We start from the raw sequence: 18,143 nt of genomic DNA, 5'->3' as shown, positions 1-18,143 counted from the left end.
AATCGTGCGCACACATCGAAAGTGGAGCGACATGACCAACGTGGCACAACCGGGCAACGCGAGCGTGTCTGACGGCTTCGACGAATTCGGCCGGCTCTCGTCTGCGATTCTCGACAACCTCTCTCGGGTCATCAACGGCAAGCCTGAAATCGCCGCCCTTTCTCTCGTCGTGCTGCTGGCCGAGGGGCATCTGCTCGTCGAAGACGTTCCCGGCGTCGGCAAGACCACGCTCGCGAAGGCGCTCGCGCGCTCGGTCGGCTGCACGGTCAGCCGCATTCAGTTCACGCCCGACCTGTTGCCCTCAGACGTGACCGGCGTCTCCATCTACAACCAGCACGACCGCGAATTCGAGTTCAAGCCCGGCGCGGTGTTCGCGAACATCGTCATCGCCGACGAGATCAACAGGGCCTCGCCCAAAACCCAGTCGGCTCTGCTGGAGTGCATGGAAGAGCGTCAGGTCTCCATCGACGGGCAGACCTACTTTCTCGACGCGCCGTTCAGCGTGGTCGCCACCCAGAACCCCATCGAGATGGAGGGCACCTACGCCCTGCCTGAAGCGCAGCGCGACCGCTTCATGGTGCGGGTGTCGATGGGCTACCCGGATGCCCGTGCCGAGCTTGCGATGCTGCACAACCGTGAGGTGCAGAGCCCCCTCGACCAACTCGAAGCGGTGGTCAGTCGTGAACAGCTGATGCGCATGATCGAGACAGCGCGGCAGGTGTTCGTCTCGCCCGCGGTCGAGCAGTATGCGGTGAACCTGGCGCAGGCTACACGTAAAGACCCCGACATCAGGCTCGGCGTGAGCCCGCGGGCCACCCTGCATCTCGTTCGCGCGGCGAAGGTCACTGCGGCACTCGACGGGCGTGACTTCGTGCTGCCCGACGACATCGACGCGCTGGTGATTCCCGTGCTGGCTCATCGGGTTCTGCTGACGCGACGATCGCTGGCCGACAATCGTACCGGCGGCGCCGGCAGTGCAGGAGGCGCCGGAGGCGCGGGCGCGGGCGGCTCGAGCAGCTATCGCGCCGTCGACGAGGTGCTTCGTCGCATTGTGGCGAGCACACCGGTTCCGCTTGTGGCGGCGCGGAAGGTGTGACGTGCGCGCTGTGCTGGCGAAGGCAGGCGCCCGACTGCCGCGTCTGACGACCCGAGGCTGGGCGTTCGTGTGCGTCGGCGTAGCGCTGTTCGTACTGATGAACGTTTCACAGCACCGCGAATTCGCCTTCGTCGCGCTCTTCGTCGTCGCTCTGCCGGTTCTCGGGGCGCTCGGTGTATTGCTCTATTCGCTGCCGTTCACCGTGGAACGCCGGTTCTCGCCCGAACTCGCTGCCGCCGGCACCGAGGTCACGGTTCGGGTGATCGTTCGCAATTGGGGCTCGTTGTCAGGGCCGGCCGGCATGTGGGTCGATGGAGTCGCTGTTCCGCTCCAGGCCGCTCCGCCGGCGCTGTTCGAGCGGATTCGCCCCTTCCGGTCGTCGGCCACCGAAGCTCCTGTGCCGGTAGTGCTGAGCTACGAGCTGGCCGCGAGTCATCGGGGCGAGCATCCGGTCGGCCCGTTCACCGTGCTCATCACCGACCCGTTCGGCATGGCGGTGGGGCGCAAACGGGTGGGTGGCACCGACGTGCTCGTGGTCACCCCGTCGACGGTCGCGCTGCCGCACGGCGCGCTTCGGCTCGCCTCAGGCTCTGGTTCTGCGCAACAGTCACGTCAGCTCGGCGGTGGCGGCGAGCACGATGTCATTTCGCGCAAATATCAGACCGGCGACTCGATGCGGCGCGTGAATTGGTCGGCCACCGCCCGGTTCGGTGAACTCATGGTGCGGCAAGACGACCAGCAGAACGACCAGCACGCGGTTGTGGTGCTCGATTCTGCGCTGAGCAGCTACCGAGAACTCAAGAGCCACCGAGAACTCAGAAGCCACCGAGCGCGCAGCGATGCTGTGCATACAGATGCTGGGCATACCGATTCTGTTCACACCGATTCTGTTCACACCGATGCTGCGCCGTTCTCGCCGGAGTTCGAGTGGGCGGTGTCGATGGCGGCGTCGATCGGCCTGCACCTTCTGGGCGAGGGCTTTCACGTTCGGGTCGTCGACTCGGCTGACGCTCTCGGCACCGATACGCACGGCGCTTCGGCCGGTCGCACCACCTCTGACGGTGCCCGCTTCGAGCCCAATAACGGCGACGAAGGGTTGCTTTTGCACGCGTCGAAATCGCGGCTCATCGAGGCGTACAACGTCGATTTTCGCCCCACCCTCAACCACAGCGAGAGTAGCGCAGGCGACCTGCCGCCGATGTTCGCGGTGGTGGGCCGACTTTCGCCGGCCTCGGCGCACTCGCTCGCCGGGTCTGCGCGGTTCGCCTCCTCGGCCGTCGCCGTGATCGTGATGGATGCGACCGCCTCGACGCAGGCGCCAGACTGGGCGCTCGAGGTTCGCGATGAGCTCGAAGCGGGCGGCTGGGCCGCGCAGTTCGTCACATCGGCAGACGCTCCCTCTGCCGTCTGGGGCAGTGTCGACGGCGAACGGCTCGTGCTGTGAGTTCGACGAGGTTCGCTGAGCGACCGGCCGCCGGGTCGGCAGGAGGCTCGTCGGCAGGAGGCTCGTCGGTCGGCTCCTCGGCGCGAAGCTCCGGCCCGCGGTCGGCGCGAAGAACCCGCCGGCGGCCCGGCGACCAAGGCAACCGCACGCGCGAAGCCGCCCTGGCCCCGCTCGTCTTTCTGCTGCTCGTACTGCCGCTCGGCGGCCTCGGGTCTCTGCTCTCGGGCAACGACTGGTGGTACAGCACGGCCTTTGTCGTGGCCGTGGTGCTCGCGGTCGCCGCACTCTTTCGTTTGCTTCCGGTTCCCGGCATCGTGCCCTCGCTTGCCGCGTTCGCCGCGTGGGTCGTCACCATCACCCTGATGTTCGCCCCGAACGATGCGCTGTTCGGGTTTCTGCCGAGCTTCGACACGCTGCGCACTATTCGAGGCGGCTTGGCAGACGCGGGCGCATCCATCGCCGTGCAGAGCATTCCTGCTGACCCCGTGGTCTCCATCGTCGCGTTGCTCGGGCTCTCGTTCGGGTTGCTGGCGTTGCTGGCAGACGCGCTCATCTTCGCTGTGCGGATGCCCGCCCTGGCCGGTCTCGTGCCGCTGGCGATTCTCGCCGTTCCGTACACGATTCATCAGCAGCCCTTCGACAGCGTGTTGTTCGCCGCGCTCTGCGCGCTGTACCTGGTGCTGCTGTGGTTGGCGGCCCGATTCGCAATCGGCGCGCGAGTGCCCGAGCCGACGAGCATCCGCTCAGCCGTACGCCCCGGCCGCAATGGCTTTCGCGCGGTCGTCTCTGGGGTCGTCGCCATTCTGCTGGCCATCGTTTTGCCGGTCATCACGCCGGGGCTGACGCCGGAGTCGTTTCACGTTCCGGTCGCGGCTCAGTTGCCGTCGGTGTATTCCAGCGGCGTCGACCCCACGATTCAGCTGAGCCTCGACCTGCGCCGGTCGAACCCGGTTCTCTCACTCACCTACACCACCACGTCGAGCGCGGGGCTCTACTTGAAGCTCGTCGACCTCTCTGACTTCACCGATGGGCCATGGCAGCCCGAATCGACCGACACGGCGCATCCGCTGAATTCGGGGGTGGATGCTCCCGATGGTCTCGCCAGCGACGTCACCACGACCCCCGTCACCACATCGTTTCAGATCAGCGGCCTGCGCAGTGATTGGCTGCCGGTGCCGTACCCCGTCACTGACGTGAACGGTCTCAGTGGTGACTGGACGCTCACCCCGGGCAGCCTCACGGTCACCAGCCTCGACACCAATTCAGACGGCCAGAACTATCAGGCGACCAGCCTCGACGTGCAGCCCACCGCAGCTCAGCTCGAATCGGCCAGCACGGCGGTACCGGCAGAACTGGCGAATTACGTTACGTTGCCGGGCGACATTTCGCCGTTCATCCGCAACACCGCTCGAAGCGTCACCGAGGCGGCGAGCTCGAACTACGACAAGGCGGTGGCCCTGCAGAAGTACTTCACGTCGGGCGCCTTTCAGTACTCGGTGACCGCACCGGTCGAGGGGCACTACGACGGCGGCAACTTCGCCGCGGTGGCCACGTTCTTGTCGGCCAAGAGCGGATACTGCATACATTTCGCCTCGGCGATGGCCGTGATGGCGCGCACACTCGGCATTCCCTCGCGCATCGCCATCGGCTATCACCCGGGGCCATCGACGTCGACGCAGAGCGATGGTACGACGACATACGACGTGTACAGCGATCAGTTGCACGCGTGGCCCGAGCTGTGGTTCGCCGGGGTGGGCTGGCTCTCATTCGAACCCACTCCCGGCCTTGGTTTGGTGCCGCCGGCGTATTCGCTGTCGAACTACGCGGCTGTTTCTGCGGCGGCCCCGGTGCGTGACTCGGCCGGCAGCACGGCGGCGCCTACGGCTCCGAAGGCTAAGGCCGAGACCGACCCGAGCATCACCGCCGCGGCCGACCCGCAAGTGCAGGCCGCGGCACAAGTGCGCGCCTGGCTCATCGCGCTGGTCGTCGTGCTGCTCGCGGGGGCCGTCGCAGCGACTCCTGCGATCTGGCGGCGGGTTCGGCGACGCAGACGCCTGCACCAGATGTTGCGTGGTGCGCAGCCCGCGACTCTCGGCTGGGCAGAGATAGCTGACACGGCCAGCGACTACCGGTTCGATGTCACCGAGGGCGAAACAGCCCGCGCCTTCGCCGAACGAATCGGCCACATCTACCGAATGCCGCCCGAACCGGTAGCAGCCCTGCTTGCCGCCGCGGAGAAGGAGCAGTTCGCTCGCCCGGGCAGCGCCGAGGCTTCGCCCGAGCAACGGGCTGAGCTGGTGGCAGACGTGCGGGCTGTCATCGCAGCCATCAGCGCCCAGGCGAGCGCTGCCGACGATCGCCGCGCGCTGCTCTTGCCGCTGTCGCTCTGGGCGAGACTGCGCGCGTTCTGAGCGGGGGTGATCCTGCGCTGATCTCGGGGCTGATCCGGGGCTGATCTCGGGTTAGCGCTGCTGCGCTGCCAGCCGCTGCCGCAGCCCCATCGCGTCGAACGGCGACCGCACCTTCGTGTCGTTGTCGAAGTACACGTACACGTCGCGCGGCGCGCCATCGGGCTGCCCTCGCCGCTCACCCACCCCTGAACCTCGGCCGCCCACCTGTCGAGCGCCTCATCGGTGTAGCCGCTCACGTAGAGCTCGTCGGCGCCGTGCAGCCGCACGTACACGAAGTCGGCCGTCGTTATCTGCCGCAGCATCGGCCAGCGCGAGGCAGTATCGGCAATCACCAGCGCGATGCCGTGCGCCGCCAGAATGCGAAAGCACTCGGGGTCGTCAAAACTGTTGTGGCGAATCTCGAGCGCGTGACGCAGTGGATGCTCGGGGCCTCGCTCGAGAAAGAACCGGTCATCCATTCGCTCGTCTTTGTCACTGCCGAGCGCCAGAGCCTCGGTCGTGTTCTTCGGCAGCTGGGCGCAGAACTGCTCGAGTACTTTGGCGTCGAACGTGACCCGCTCGGGCAACTGCCAGAGCACCGGGCCGAGTTTCTCGCCGAGGGCGAGCACCCCCGAGGCGAAGAAGTTGGCCAGCGCCTGGTGCGCGTTCTGCAGCTTCAGCATGTGCGTGATGAAACGCCCGCCCTTCACCGAGAACACGAAATCGGGCGGCGTCTCGCTCTTCCAGCGCAGAAAGCTCGACGGGCGCTGCAGCGAGTAGAACGTGCCGTTGATCTCGATGGAGTCGAGCCGTTCGGCGGCATACGCGAGCTCGTGCGCCTGGGTGAGCCCCTTCGGGTAGAACGTCGAGCGCCACGGCGGGTAGCGCCAGCCCGAGATGCCGACGAACGCCCTGCTCACGCGACTGCCCTGCTCACGAGCTCGCGCGAGCCCCGACCGGCCGCGTCAGCGCGTCAGCCGCCCGCACCAGCGCCAGATGCGACAGCGCCTGCGGGGTGTTACCCGCCTGCCGCTTGCCGGTGACGTCGTACTCTTCTGAGAGCAGCCCCACGTCGTTGCGCAGTGCCAGCAGCCGCTCCATCAGCTTTGTGGCGTCTTCGAGGCGGCCCGTATTCGCGTACTGCTCCACCAGCCAGAACGAGCAGGCCAAGAACGGATGCTCGCCCGCAGGCAACCCGTCGACCCCCGTTTCGGTGCGGTAGCGCATCAGCAGTCCGTCGCGCATGAGGTTCGCCTCGAGCGCCGCAACAGTGCCGAGCATGCGCGGGTCGTCGTAAGCGCAGAAGCCCACTTGTGCGAGCTGCAGCAGTGAAGCATCCACCGCCTCACCGTCGAAGACCTGGGTGTAGGAGTTCAGCTTCTTGTTGAAGCCGTGCTCGTCGATCTCGGCACACACCTGGTCGCGAAGCGTTCGCCAAGTGCCCACCGGGCCCCGCAGCCCGTAGTCTTCGACAGACTTCACGCCACGGTCGAGAGCGGCCCAGATCATGGCGCGGGAGTGCGTGAAGAACTGGTCGTCACCGCGAATCTCCCAGATGCCGGAGTCTTTGCGGTTCAGGTTCTGCTCGGTGAACGTCAGCAGCGCGCGCTGCAGCGCCCAGGCGTCGAGGCTCTGCCCCACGCCGTGAACGCGTGCCTTGTGCAGGCCCACCATTACTTCACCGATGACATCGGCCTGGTATTGACTGACCGCGCCGTTGCCGACACGAACAGGCGAAGCGCCCTGGTAGCCCGGCAGGCTGCCGATCTCGCGCTCAGGCAAGTAGCGTTCGCCCTCGAGGCCGTACATGATCTGCACATCGTTGGGGTCACCAGCGATAGCCCGCAGCAGCCACGCTCGCCACGCCTGAGCCTCGGCCTTGAACCCGTGGTCGAGCAGCACAGAAAGCGTGAGCGAGGCGTCACGCAGCCAGACATAGCGGTAGTCCCAGTTGCGCTGACCGCCGAACGACTCGGGCAGTGACGTGGTCGCAGCGGCGACGATACCGCCGGTGTCTTCATGCGTCAGCGCGCGCAACACGAGCAGCGACCGGATGACCGCCGACGTGTACGGCCCGTCGTGAGTGCTGTTCGAACCCCAGTTCTCCCACCACTCGTTGGTGTCGGCCAGCACGTGGTCGACGTCGGCGACCACCGGCATCGGCCTGTGCGAGGGGTACCAGGTCATCACCGTGTCGACGATCTCACCCTCGGTTACGGTGAAGTCGCGCCTGTGCGAGTGCCCCTTCGGTGTGAGCTCGGCTCCGCGAAACACGAGCGCATCGGGCCCGGCCACGGCGAGCAGCGACACCCGGGCGTCGTCGCCCTCGCCTTCCTTCATCTGGCGCACCCACGGAATCGCGGTGGCATAAGCGAATCTGATGCGCAGATCGACGGTCATGTCGACGCTTCCTGAGACGCCGCGCACTCGGCGCACCAGGTCGGCGCGGCGGTCGCCGTGCGGCATGAAGTCAGTGACCTCCACCACGCCGGTCTCGGTCGTCCAGACCGTGACGAGAATGAACGTGTTGCCGATGTACTCCCGGCGCGAGTGCGCCTTCGGGTCGGCCGGAGCGATCAGCCACCGCCCGTGCTTCTCATCGCCGAGCAGCGCGCCGAAGGTCGAGGGGGAGTCGTAGCGCGGCAGGCACAACCAGTCGATGCTTCCATCACGCCCAACCAATGCTGCCGTGTGGCAATCGCTGATGAGTGCATAGTCTTCGATAGGGAGTGCCATAGGTACATCTTGCACGCACACTCTGCGTTCGCCGTGTCAGAGCGCATAGGCTTGACGGGTGAGTTTTGACCCGAACTTCTCCAGCACGAGCATTGTCAGCGATGAACTGCTACAGCGCATCCGTTCGCGCGCCGCCGGCTACGACGCTAGCAACAGCTTCTTCTTCGACGACCTCGCCGAGCTGAAAGACGCAGGCTACCTGCGGATGTTCACGCCGACCGAACTCGGCGGCCTCGGTTTCGGCCTCGAACGTGTTACCCGCGAGCAGGTTCGCCTGGCAACCGCGGCGCCCGCCACCGCTCTCGCCATCAACATGCATCTCGTCTGGACGGGTGTGGCGAAGACGCTGCTCGACCGAGGCGACGACTCGCTGCTCTTCGTGCTGCGTGAAGCCGCCGAGGGCGAGGTTTTCGCCTTCGGCAACAGCGAGGCCGGCAACGACCTCGTGCTGTTCGGTTCACGCACCCGCGCCGAGCCGCAGCCGAACGGCGCCTACCGCTATTTCGGCCGCAAGATCTTCACCTCGCTCTCACCCGCGTGGACGCGCTTGGGCATCTTCGGTCTCGACGACTCCAGCCCCGAAGCCCCCCTGCTCGTGCACGGCTTCATCGCCCGAGACACCCCCGGCTACGAGATTCTCGACGACTGGAACACCCTCGGCATGCGAGCAACGCAGAGCTCGACCACCGTGCTCGACGGTGCCGAAGTGCCCGCCGACCGGGTTTTTCGTAAGCTGCCGGCCGGCCCGAGCGGCGACCCGCTGATCTTCGGCATCTTCGCGAACTTCGAGGTGCTGCTCGCCGCGGTCTACACCGGTATCGGCGAGCGTGCTCTCGAGTTGGCAGTGGATGCCGCGAAGCGCCGCACCTCCATGAAAAACGACGGGCGGCCGTACTCCGACGACCCCGACATTCGCTGGAAAGTCGCCGAGGCCGCCATCGCCCAAGACGGAATCTCTCCGCAGCTCTTCGAGCTGGCCCGAGATGTCGACGCCCTCGCGAACCACGGAGCGCAGTGGTTTCCGCGGCTGGTCGGCCTCAAGGTGCGCGCCACCGAAAACGCCCGGTTCGTGGTCGACCAGGCGCTGCGTGTCTCGGGCGGCTCGGCGCTTTCGTCGTCGAGCGAACTCGGCCGGCTCTACCGCGACGTGATCGCGGGGCTTTTTCACCCCTCCGACGGCGAGTCAGCGCACTCCACCGTCGCCAACGCATGGTTAGGGCCTGTTTCATGAGCATCATCACCATCGACGGCTACACCCCCGAGGTCGACCCGGCCGCCTGGGTCGCCCCCACTGCGACCCTCATCGGTCGAGTGACGCTCGCCGCGAACTCGAGCGTCTTCTACGGCGCTGTCGTTCGCGCCGACTCGGTGAGCATCTCGCTCGGCGCCGGCAGCAACCTGCAAGACAACGTGGTGGTGCACGGCGACCCCGACTTTCCGGCCACCATCGGGGCGGGCGTCAGCGTGGGCCACGGGGCGGTGATTCACGGCTGCACCATTGGCGACAACACTCTCATCGGCATGAATGCCACCGTGCTGAACGGCGCGGTCGTGGGCGAAGAGTGCCTCGTCGCGGCCGGAGCGCTCATTCTCGAGGGCACCGTGATTCCGGCCGGTTCGCTGGTGGCGGGTGTTCCCGGCAAAGTTCGGCGCGAGCTCACCGAAGACGAGCGCGCCGGTGTGCGGCGCAACGCGACCAGCTACGTGGCGCTGTCGGCCAGGCACCGGGCGGTCGGCGTCGAGGCTGGCGCGGGCGCTGAGGCTGGCGCAGGCGCGACCGGATGACCGTGCGTCGCGCTCGCGCTCTGACCGCCCTCATCGTGGGGGTGACCCTCACCGCACTCACCGGCTGCGCAGCTTCGTCGGGCGGTGCGGGCTCGGCAGGGTCTGCGAACGCGTCGTCGCTGTCACCGTCGTCATCATCTCCGGCGCCCACCGGCCTCGCGCCAGACATCGCTGCGCCCGATCTCGACTCCACTGCCGCCCCCACGCCGTACCCCACCCGCTACCTGCCCACCTCCGCCGAGCTCGACCGAACATATGCCACAACGCGCATGCGTTCGATGAGCCTCGCTGACAAGATCGCGACCATGTTCATGGTGCACGTCGGCGGAACCGATCCGGCCTCCATGCAGGCCTATCTCACCGCGAACCAACCGGGAGGCTTCATTCTCCTGGGCGACAACGTGGCCGGGCCGGCGCCGACTGTCGGCGCGACGATGTCGGGCATTGGTCTGAGCGCTGGGCTCTCACCGCTGATCTCCATCGACGAAGAGGGCGGAGACGTTGCCCGGCTGAACGAAGACACCCTTCCCGGCGCCGATCGGCTTCGTTCGATGCCCGTGCAGGCAACCACCGACGCCTTCACCCAGCGCGCTGCGCTTCTGAAACAAGCGGGAGTTTCGGTCAACTTCGGAACGGTTGCCGATGTCACCGCAGACCCGGCATCGTTCATCTACGATCGGGTGCTGGGCACCGATCCTCAGGCTTCGAGTGATCGGGTCGCCGCGTCGGTCGCCGCCGAAAACGGGGTAGTGTTCAGCACGCTGAAGCATTTTCCGGGTCACGGCGAGACCGAGAGCGACTCGCATTCGAGCATCCCGACCGTCGACGTTTCTGAGAGCGACTGGCAGGCTCGAGACGCCCCGTCGTTCGCGGCCGGCATCGGCGCTGGCGCAGAACTGGTGATGTTCGGTCACCTCGTGTATTCGAGCGTCGATTCGGTGCCGGCTTCTCTTTCGGTGCGCTGGCACGAGATGCTGCGCGGCCAGCTCGGCTTCACCGGCGTGGCCGTGACCGACGACATGCTCATGCTCGAGGCGTCAGGCGTGCCCGAGTACGCCGACAGGGCGACGAACGCGGTGAAAGCCATCGCAGCCGGCAACGACCTACTGCTCTACGACGGAACCATCGACCTGGCGCCCATCGTCGCCTCCGTCGCCGCGGCCGTGCAGTCGGGTCAGATCGCCGAAGAACAGATCGACGAGTCGGTGGTTCGCATTCTCACGTTGCAGCGGGCTGCGTGGGAGCGCAGCCACCCGTAGGCTCAGAAGGCAGAAGGGGTCGGCTCGGTTGCGGGCTCCGGCATCACAGAGGAGGGGCGCATCATGTGCGGCAGATTCGCCATGAACAAAGAAACCGATGACCTCATTCTGGAGTTCATCGCGCGGGGCGGTGACCCGCAGGAGTGGCGGCCGAGCTACAGCGTCGCGCCCACCGACGAAGCCCCGATCATCCGGCAGCGGCCCGCGCCGAGCGAGCGGGAAGAGTCTGCTGACAGCGCTGGTGGTAGCGCGGATGGCAGCGCGGCTGACGGCTCTGATGGTAGCGCTGCTGACGGCGCCAATGACGGCTCTGCGCTACGTGAGGTCGAACTCGCCCAGTGGGGCCTGAAGCCGGCCTGGGCCAAACCGAAGGGCCCGGCGCCCATCAATGCGCGGCTCGAAACCGTGGCCACGAACGGCATGTTTCGCAGCGCGTTCGCGTCGCATCGGTGCATCGTTCCGATGAACGGGTATTACGAATGGCAGCAGCAGGCTGACGGAAAGCAGCCGTACTTCATTCACGCCGACATCGATCTGCTGGCCGCGGCAGGCCTCTACAGCGTTCGCAAAGACGAAGCCGGTCAGTGGCGGGTCACCTTCACCATCGTGACGCGTGAGGCGGCCGATGCGTCGGGCGAGATACACGAACGGATGCCCGTGTTTCTCACCCCCGATCTCTGGACGCCCTGGCTCGACCCCACCAAGATCGGCAACCCCGAGCCCGTTCTGGCGGCGCTCGACCGCAGTTCGCTCGCTGTCGCTCGGTCGATCACGACCTACCCGGTAGCTCGCACCGTCAACAACTCGCGCACGCTGAACCCCGACGACCCGGGGCTCATCGAGCCGGTCGAGCTGGCAGGCTGACGCAGCGCAACGCGGCGCAGGGCGCGGCCGGCCGCGCGGTAGCAGTGGGCAGAGCAGGCAGCGCAGCCTGCTCAGGCGCTGATCGGGCTGACCGCGACCTCTTCGAGAGCAGGCAAGGCGGCGGCGATGAGCGAGAGGTCGGCGTCGGACTGCTCAGCGAGCATGGCCAGCACCCGCGCCATACGTGACGATCGGGCATCCGCTACCGCGTTGAGGCCGCGGTCGGTGACCCGAAGCAGAAAGGAGCGCCCGTCGACCGGGTCGGCTGCGCGCTCGATGAGGCCGCGGTTCTCGAGATCGGCGACAATGCGGGTCATCGTCGGGGCCGCGACATGCTCGAGCCGTGCCAGATCGCTCGGCCGCATAGGGCCCGCGTTCTTGACGCTCGACAATGCTGAAAGCAATCCGTGGCTTAGCTCGTCGCCGACGGGGCGAATACGCCGGCTCAGCCGACTGATCACCAAGGTCAAACGCTCGGCTACTTCGTCGCGATTCAGCTCAGACTCAGGCATTTTTCGACCATACACTGCCGTTCGGCGTCGAAGCTGTTACGACCCCAGTGCTAGCGCAATGGCCTGCGATCGATCGCGCACCTGCAGTTTGGCGAAAAGCGAATTGATGTGCGTCTTGACCGTGGGCACGCTCACGAAGAGTCGAGACGCGATTTCGGCGTTATTGAGCCCCTCAGCCATCAGGTCGAGCACCTCCGCTTCGCGGTGGGTGAGCTGCGGAAAGCGGAGGGGTGCGTGGCCCGTCTTGCCGGAGGAGCCTGTCTTGGCAGAGGAGCCCGTCGTGGCGGAGGAGCCCATCTCCGCTTCTGCGCCGTTCCCATCGGTGAAGCGCCTGATCAGCCGCGCGGCCACCTCGGGCGCAAGGGTGGTCTGCCCGCTTGCCACCGATCGAATCGCCGCCGCGACTTCACCGCGAGAGGCGTCTTTCGTCAGGTAACCCCGCGCGGCCACCCGAAGTGCACCCGAAATCGAGGCGTCGTCGGCGAATGTGGTGAGAATGAGAACCGCAGTGCCGGGGTGGGTCTGCAGTATCTGGGCTGTGGCGGCGGTGCCGTCGAGCACGGGCATCCGCAGATCCATCAGCACGACATCGGGAGCGGTCTCGGCCGCGAGGCGCACCGCCTCTGCGCCGTTCGCGGCCTCGCCGACCACCTCGACGTCGGGCAGCAGCGAAAGCACGGTGACCAGCCCGTCGCGAACAATGGCTTGATCATCGGCCACGAGCACGCGAATCACGCGTGCACCGGAGTCTGGGGGAGCGGTCATGCGTCGTCAGCCTCCCCGGCCACACTGGCGTCGGCGACTCTGGCGCTGCGATCACTGGCGCTGCGAACCCTGGCGCTGCGAACCCTGGCGCTGCCAACACTGGCATCCACAACGAAGCTGCCGCCGACGACGCCCGCCGAGACCTCGCCGCCGGGCAGCCGATCGAACCGCTCAGCCATGCCGTTGAGGCCGTGCCGGTAGCCCGAGGCGCCGAGCGCATCGTGCGCGTGCCCGAGCGGGTTGCTCACGCGGATGCGCACCAGCGAGGTTGCCGGGTTCGCTGCCGCCGCAGTAGCATCCTCCGTTACCGCCGCCTCCACCACCACCGCCTCCACCACCACCACCGCCTCCACCACCACCTCGACGGGCTGCCCGGCGGCGTGCTTGCGCGCATTGGTGAGCGCCTCTTGTAACGCTCGCCGCAGAGCCAGCGCGGCCTCGCCCGACACCGGCAGCTCTGGCGGCAGGCTGTCACGGTACTCCACGTGGCCGCCGAGCGCTCGGTTCGCTTCGACCAGTTCACCGAGGGCTGCGGTGAGGTCTGAGGCACGAATGAGAGCTGTTGCGTCGGGCTCGCGCAGTGCATCCACTGCCCGGCGCGCCTCGGCGAGCCCCGATGCGGCGAGCTGGCGTGCATCTCGAACGCGGGTCTCTGCTGCACCGACGTCGCCCGACTCCAGCAACGCGTCGACGGCATCGAGCTGAATGACAAGTCCGCCGAGGCTGTGAGCGAGCACATCGTGAATTTCGCGCGCCATTGCCTGCCGTTCAGAAAGCGTGGCGAGCGCGGATTGTTTCTCTCGCGCGTCGAGACGCTCTTCGCGCAGTGCGTTCGCCTGCGCCTCTGCGATGCGGTACTGCCGCCGGCTGAGGCCGCCGAGAGCCGAAACGGCGATGCCGCCTTCGATGGCGAGCAGGCCGAGCGGTGACAACGAGCCCACAGCCTGGGGCGACGGATGCTCGGTGAGCGCCACCAGCGCGACGATACCCATCGACCCCAAGACAATCGCCATTCCAAACCACAGCGGCCAGCTGGTGTTAGCGACAGAGCGGATGACCGCAGCCACAACAAGGGCGACGAAAAGGCCGAGCGTGGGCGGCGCGGCGATGGCGCCGCAAACGGCCATCACAATGAAGGCCACGAAAAGGGCTCGGTCGGCAGCGACTCCGGGCGAAGCGGTCGCGGTCGAGCTCGTGCTCAAGCTCGTGCTCGTGCTTGTGCTTGTGCTGTTCAGCACCGACCCGGTCAGCACCGACCCGGTCAGCACCGACCCGGTCAGCACCGACCCGGTCAGCACCGACCCGGTCAGCACCGAAATCACGATGGCGAACAACCAGGCGACCAGGCCCACGCCGCACACCACGAACATACCCGTCGCGAGCACGCCTGAGAAGTTGCCGATCAGTGCCCAGGTCACAACAATCACGCCGAAGAGGTTGAGCGCGACGCTCAACCATCCGGTGCGGGGTTGTGGGTTCACTGTTCTATTGTGTCTCTATTGTGTCGCCTGTTGACGGGCGTCTCGCGCGAGGAGAGTGTCGGGGCTCAGACACCGACAGATGTCAGACGGCCGATGCGTGCGGCGAAGACGGCCGAGCGGGCGACGCGGTTGGCGGCGAGCAGAATCAGAATCATGGCCGTCGATGAGGCGATCTGAGAGCCCATTGCTCCCGCACCCACATCGATTCCGATGCGCAGAACGATGAAAGCCACCCAGAGCGCGAAACCCCACCAGCCGGTGCGGCTCTCGAGGGTCGCACCACCGTCGTCGTGCGCCTCGGCCCTGCCTTGTGCGGTGATCGGCCGAAACTTCGCCATCACGCCCAGCGCCGACCCGACAGCGAGCGAAATGATGATCTCGAAAACCAGCACGCCCACATCGAAGGTGGTGATGTGCGACAGGTTCGACGAGTTCACGAGGGTGACCAAACCGATGGCGCCGAGAATGAGAGGCGAGCGCCACATGCGTGCGAGCTCGACCGGCCGCCAGTTCAGTTGGCGCAAACCCATCCACCCCACGGCTACGACGATGAGAGCGGCGTTGACAAGAAGTTGTGTGTTCATGCCTTAAATGCTCGTCTGAGCATCCATTCGGCAACACCGCCGGTGGGTGGATGTTCGGGTGGAGGTTCAGGTGGAGATTCGAGCCGCGCGGCGCGACACCCAGATCACGCCCACGCCGAGCGCGCTGATCACCAGCGCAATCAGCACGACGTAGAACGAGACAGAAACGTACCCGTTAGCCGAGGCGGCCGGGTTCAAGAACGGGTACGGGTACCACGGCTTACCGGTTGATGCATCGATGGCCAGCGGCCCGCGAATCAGTGTGTAAATCACCCACACGATGGGAAACGAGACAATCGCCCAGAGCCGCCGGTAGTTCAGCCGGGCGCGGCCGGGAGCGAACAGCCAGTCGAGAAGCAGGTAGAGCGGTGCGACCACGTGCAGAATTTCGTTCGACCACTCGAGCGTCTGCCCCTGCGGCAGCGAAAGGGGGCGAAGGAGCAGGTTGTAGACGATGCCGGTCGTGACCATATAGGTCACGACCGCCGCGCGAACCGTGGTGTAAAGCAGAGGGTCTGTGGCTGTGGCTGTGGCTGCGTTTGTGTTGCCGGTTCGCCAGATGCCCAGCGCAGCCCCTGCTAGCAGCACGACCACGCTCGCCGCGTTCGAGTCGACGGTGAAGAAGCTGAAGAAGTTCGTCACGAAGAAGGCCTGGTCAAAGCCTGAAGTGCCTTGCAGAAAGCTGACCGAGTGGGCGAGTTGCGCCACGATGGCGATTGCTATGGCGAAGGCCATCACGATTCGCAGAATGACGAAGAGGAGCCGCATGAGGGTCAGCCTAGGGCTGCCGCGAGGCCGGTGAGGGAGGCTCGCGGCAGCAAGGGCGGGGCTACGCCGCGTTGAGGGCTTCGCCGCCTCGGCGGTCTATGCCGCCTTGCGGGGGCCGCGCCACTCCGGCCAGTTGCGCCGCGTTGGGGCTACGCCGCCTTGGCGAATCCGCCGTCGTTCCCGCTCAGGCGCTCGTTCGCTCGTTCGGTGGCGCGCTCATTCGCTCGTTCGGTGGCGCGCTCGGCGCTTCGGGTCACCAGCTCACCGTCGGCGATGGTCGTGTCGTGTGCCACGTGCATCCCGTCGGTGATCACTGCGCGGTCACCGATTCGCGTGTGGCTTCCGATTTTGGCGCCACGACCGATGCGTGCCTCTTGCCCCACGTGCACGTTCGCGCCGATGAAAACGCCGGCCCCCACGACCGCGCCTCGGTCGATCCAGCTGCCCGCGCCCACCCAGGCGCCCTGGCCGAGCTGTGCTTCAGGCTCGACGTAAGCCGATGCCTCGACGAACGCGGTCGGATGCACTACCGACGTAGCCGAAATGAACCCACGCCCGTTGGAGTGGTGCTTGTATCGTGCCAGTTCGCCGTATTCGTTCTCTATCTCTACATAAATCTTGCTCAACTGCGTCTCCTTGCTGTTGTGCGTAGCTGTTGCTGTGCAGGGCCCTGCTCGCAGGCAGATCTGCGTTCACTTGTACCCTTGCTACACACAACAACGAAAAGCCGTCGTCGATTCCCTACAGGGGGCGACGGATGCTCGGCATTCAGTTTTCGTGCAGAATCACTTCGTCGGTGGGGTTCGAGAGCGTCAACTCTCGCCCATTGAGCTTGTAAGTCAACGGTGTTTCGAGGAACGCGGTCGTCCACGCCTCGTACTCGCTTTCGGGTGACGAGCATCCCATCTGGGTCGCAGTCATCTGCCGCGCGTCGATGGTGAGCAGGGTGCTGTTGATCTGAACGGGCGCCGTGAGGGTATTGCACGGCGTCTTGACGCCGATGGTCGCCTGATTGTTCTGATTCGTAAAGCTCACGTACAACGGCTCGGTGCCGAGCCATGCCAGGTCTCCAGTGTCGTCGTGACCGCTCACAGACGTGAAGGTCGCGCCGATGAGCGGCGACTGGCTCGCCGAGCTGCACCCGGTCAGCGCAAGCGTCAGCGTCAGCGTCAGCGTCAGCGTCAGCGTTGCTGCAGACAGCGCGCTCGCCGAGACGAGCACTTTCGCGGATGCGGGCGTTTGGCCTGTTCGGTGCCAGAACATTGACATGGGCGGTCTTTCGAATTCTCGGCGCGAACATAGACGGGTTCTGTGCACTGCGCCGCGGGCTTCGACTCCAGTCAAACGCTATCGCCTCCACACTCGCTGTGGGCGTGCTGACTGTGCCGCTGCTTGTGCCACCCGGCTGTAGGCAGAGTTCTGTGCTCGTGCGGGTCATGGCGTATCGCGGCCGGGGTTGGCCGCGCGGGTGCGAGCGGCGATGTTGCTCGCGGCGTAGCCCTCGGGGCTTGGTGTGCGGTGCCAGGGTTCTGTTCGTTTGGGGAGGTCGCCGAGTTTCAATGGTTTCAGTCGTGTGCGGGTGCGTTGCTGGGTTGCGGGTCTCGGGGTTTGTGTCCAGTCGAGGCTGTCGGGTGGGATGAAGTGTGGTGCGCCGCTGATCATGATCAACGTCCACCCCGTTTTGTGTACGACGGAATGGTGAAAATGGCACAGGAGCACGCCGAGGTCCACATCGGTACGGCCTGGGAGGTAGCCTTGCGAGGTCCAGGGGGTTGTGTGGTGACTTTCGCACCAGGACGGGGGCCGGTCGCAGCGTGGCCAGACGCATCCGCCGTCACGGGCCGCCATGGCCTGAATCTGCCGGGTCGTGAACAGGCGTTGCTTCTTGCCTTGGCAGAGCACGTGGCCGCCCTCACCGAACACCGTGGTGGTTGTGTCGGCGTGGCAGAGCAGCTGCTGCACACTCGACGCGGGTAACGGTTCGGTGATGCCGGGTACCCAGCCCACCCCGCGGCCGGCAACAATGTCATCAAGATCAGCATGCACCGAAACGACTGCGGCGGCACCGTTGATACGGGGCACCTCAGGCAACGTCGCACCCCTCCGGATCACATCAGTGAAAACGTCTAAACATTTCTGATCCCGAGTACGCGGATCCTCGAACACAGGGTCGATCGGCGGCTCGCCGGCCTCATCGTCGTCGCCGTGATCGTTGCCGGCCGCAGTATCAGCGGCGACAGTGGCCCTCGCAGAGCCCGTGTCACCGCCGCTTCGCCGGGTCGCAGTAGTTCCACCGTCAGGATCCGTATCGGCCGGATCAGCACGGAACGATGGCCGCACCCGGGGGCTTTGGGTGGCGGCGTCGATCGCGAGCCAGGATGCGGCGTCTTCGGGTGGCAGCAGGCCGATCATTTTCACCATCCCCGACGGCAGGGTGATGAACCGGAGGCTGCGCTGCT

Annotated in this window: 16 protein-coding genes and 1 pseudogene; 7 read left to right on the top strand and 10 right to left on the bottom strand. The window is 66.1% G+C overall.

The genetic code is table 11. The annotated features are described in order from the left end of the window. The first annotated feature begins 31 nt into the window (after positions 1–31). Genes IEX24_RS04305 through IEX24_RS04295 form a run of 3 tightly spaced genes read left to right on the top strand, consistent with a single transcriptional unit; the run spans position 32 to position 4,951 of the window. Positions 32–1,096, top strand: coding sequence for an AAA family ATPase (locus IEX24_RS04305; protein ID WP_188674412.1), 1,065 nt, complete (start codon positions 32–34; stop codon positions 1,094–1,096). 1 nt (position 1,097) lies between these two features. Further along, positions 1,098–2,540 carry a DUF58 domain-containing protein gene (locus IEX24_RS04300; RefSeq protein WP_188674409.1) on the top strand — a complete coding sequence of 481 codons (1,443 nt, stop codon included), beginning with the start codon at positions 1,098–1,100 and terminating at the stop codon, positions 2,538–2,540. Next, entirely contained in the window at positions 2,537–4,951 is a 2,415-nt protein-coding gene (locus tag IEX24_RS04295; RefSeq protein WP_188674406.1) for a transglutaminase TgpA family protein, read from the top strand. The genes IEX24_RS04300 and IEX24_RS04295 overlap by 4 nt, the downstream gene beginning before the upstream one ends. 227 nt (positions 4,952–5,178) lie before the next feature. Here the strand turns inward: IEX24_RS04295 and IEX24_RS19985 are convergent. Together IEX24_RS19985 and IEX24_RS04285 are read right to left on the bottom strand one after the other, a co-directional pair. Beyond that, positions 5,179–5,850 (bottom strand): annotated as a pseudogene (locus IEX24_RS19985) (DUF72 domain-containing protein); the annotation flags it as partial. Positions 5,851–5,863: 13 nt separating this feature from the next. Next, complete coding sequence (locus tag IEX24_RS04285) at positions 5,864–7,666, bottom strand: glycoside hydrolase family 15 protein (protein WP_188674404.1); 1,803 nt, start codon at positions 7,664–7,666, stop codon at positions 5,864–5,866. 58 nt (positions 7,667–7,724) lie between these two features. Here IEX24_RS04285 and IEX24_RS04280 point away from each other — a divergent pair, with 58 nt between their 5' ends. The 4 genes from IEX24_RS04280 (at position 7,725) to IEX24_RS04265 (ending at position 11,574) form a co-directional block, all read left to right on the top strand. Next, on the top strand, positions 7,725–8,897 hold the full coding sequence (locus tag IEX24_RS04280) for an acyl-CoA dehydrogenase family protein (protein WP_188674401.1): 1,173 nt from the start codon (positions 7,725–7,727) through the stop codon (positions 8,895–8,897). Next, positions 8,894–9,451 carry a gamma carbonic anhydrase family protein gene (locus IEX24_RS04275; RefSeq protein WP_188674398.1) on the top strand — a complete coding sequence of 186 codons (558 nt, stop codon included), beginning with the start codon at positions 8,894–8,896 and terminating at the stop codon, positions 9,449–9,451. The genes IEX24_RS04280 and IEX24_RS04275 overlap by 4 nt, the downstream gene beginning before the upstream one ends. Then, positions 9,448–10,710 (top strand): glycoside hydrolase family 3 N-terminal domain-containing protein, encoded by a 1,263-nt coding sequence (locus tag IEX24_RS04270; RefSeq protein ID WP_229715090.1) that lies wholly within the window; start codon positions 9,448–9,450, stop codon positions 10,708–10,710. Before IEX24_RS04275 ends, IEX24_RS04270 begins: the two co-directional genes overlap by 4 nt. Before the next feature lie 63 nt (positions 10,711–10,773). Continuing rightward, positions 10,774–11,574: an SOS response-associated peptidase gene (locus IEX24_RS04265; protein ID WP_188674395.1), complete on the top strand. Its 801-nt coding sequence runs from the start codon at positions 10,774–10,776 to the stop codon at positions 11,572–11,574. A 71-nt stretch (positions 11,575–11,645) separates the two neighbouring features. Here the strand turns inward: IEX24_RS04265 and IEX24_RS04260 are convergent, their stop codons facing one another. The 8 genes from IEX24_RS04260 to IEX24_RS04225 all read right to left on the bottom strand — a co-directional run. Next, complete coding sequence (locus IEX24_RS04260; RefSeq protein ID WP_188674392.1) at positions 11,646–12,086, bottom strand: MarR family winged helix-turn-helix transcriptional regulator; 441 nt, start codon at positions 12,084–12,086, stop codon at positions 11,646–11,648. A gap of 36 nt (positions 12,087–12,122) precedes the next feature. Then, positions 12,123–12,851: a response regulator transcription factor gene (locus tag IEX24_RS04255; RefSeq protein ID WP_188674390.1), complete on the bottom strand. Its 729-nt coding sequence runs from the start codon at positions 12,849–12,851 to the stop codon at positions 12,123–12,125. Continuing rightward, positions 12,848–14,332: a sensor histidine kinase gene (locus tag IEX24_RS04250; RefSeq protein ID WP_188674387.1), complete on the bottom strand. Its 1,485-nt coding sequence runs from the start codon at positions 14,330–14,332 to the stop codon at positions 12,848–12,850. Before IEX24_RS04250 ends, IEX24_RS04255 begins: the two co-directional genes overlap by 4 nt. Before the next feature lie 65 nt (positions 14,333–14,397). Next, positions 14,398–14,916 (bottom strand): hypothetical protein, encoded by a 519-nt coding sequence (locus IEX24_RS04245; protein WP_188674384.1) that lies wholly within the window; start codon positions 14,914–14,916, stop codon positions 14,398–14,400. 66 nt (positions 14,917–14,982) lie between these two features. Continuing rightward, complete coding sequence (locus tag IEX24_RS04240) at positions 14,983–15,684, bottom strand: Pr6Pr family membrane protein (protein ID WP_188674381.1); 702 nt, start codon at positions 15,682–15,684, stop codon at positions 14,983–14,985. Positions 15,685–15,833: 149 nt separating this feature from the next. Beyond that, the gene (locus IEX24_RS04235; protein WP_188674378.1) at positions 15,834–16,310 is read right to left on the bottom strand and encodes a hypothetical protein; all 477 of its coding nucleotides are present in this window, start codon (positions 16,308–16,310) and stop codon (positions 15,834–15,836) included. Between the two features lie 142 nt (positions 16,311–16,452). Next, positions 16,453–16,953, bottom strand: coding sequence for an META domain-containing protein (locus tag IEX24_RS04230; protein WP_188674373.1), 501 nt, complete (start codon positions 16,951–16,953; stop codon positions 16,453–16,455). 165 nt (positions 16,954–17,118) lie between these two features. Continuing rightward, positions 17,119–18,143: DUF222 domain-containing protein (locus IEX24_RS04225; RefSeq protein ID WP_188674371.1), on the bottom strand; the 1,025-nt coding region annotated here is incomplete at its 5' end.

The sequence above is a fragment of the Subtercola lobariae genome, assembly GCF_014640255.1.
Classification (GTDB): Bacteria; Actinomycetota; Actinomycetes; order Actinomycetales; family Microbacteriaceae; genus Subtercola; species Subtercola lobariae.
Note: the sequence above shows the minus strand (reverse complement) of the source record. Positions and strands in the feature narration are given on the sequence as shown.

Coding starts and splice junctions, on each gene's coding strand:
- IEX24_RS04270 (WP_229715090.1), top strand. CDS start 9,448: ATGACCGTGCGTCGCGCTCGCGCTCTGACCGCCCTCATCGTGGGGGTG.
- IEX24_RS04305 (WP_188674412.1), top strand. CDS start 32: ATGACCAACGTGGCACAACCGGGCAACGCGAGCGTGTCTGACGGCTTC.
- IEX24_RS04265 (WP_188674395.1), top strand. CDS start 10,774: ATGTGCGGCAGATTCGCCATGAACAAAGAAACCGATGACCTCATTCTG.
- IEX24_RS04230 (WP_188674373.1), bottom strand. CDS start 16,953: ATGTCAATGTTCTGGCACCGAACAGGCCAAACGCCCGCATCCGCGAAA.
- IEX24_RS04255 (WP_188674390.1), bottom strand. CDS start 12,851: ATGACCGCTCCCCCAGACTCCGGTGCACGCGTGATTCGCGTGCTCGTG.
- IEX24_RS04240 (WP_188674381.1), bottom strand. CDS start 15,684: ATGCGGCTCCTCTTCGTCATTCTGCGAATCGTGATGGCCTTCGCCATA.
- IEX24_RS04275 (WP_188674398.1), top strand. CDS start 8,894: ATGAGCATCATCACCATCGACGGCTACACCCCCGAGGTCGACCCGGCC.
- IEX24_RS04285 (WP_188674404.1), bottom strand. CDS start 7,666: ATGGCACTCCCTATCGAAGACTATGCACTCATCAGCGATTGCCACACG.
- IEX24_RS04260 (WP_188674392.1), bottom strand. CDS start 12,086: ATGCCTGAGTCTGAGCTGAATCGCGACGAAGTAGCCGAGCGTTTGACC.
- IEX24_RS04245 (WP_188674384.1), bottom strand. CDS start 14,916: ATGAACACACAACTTCTTGTCAACGCCGCTCTCATCGTCGTAGCCGTG.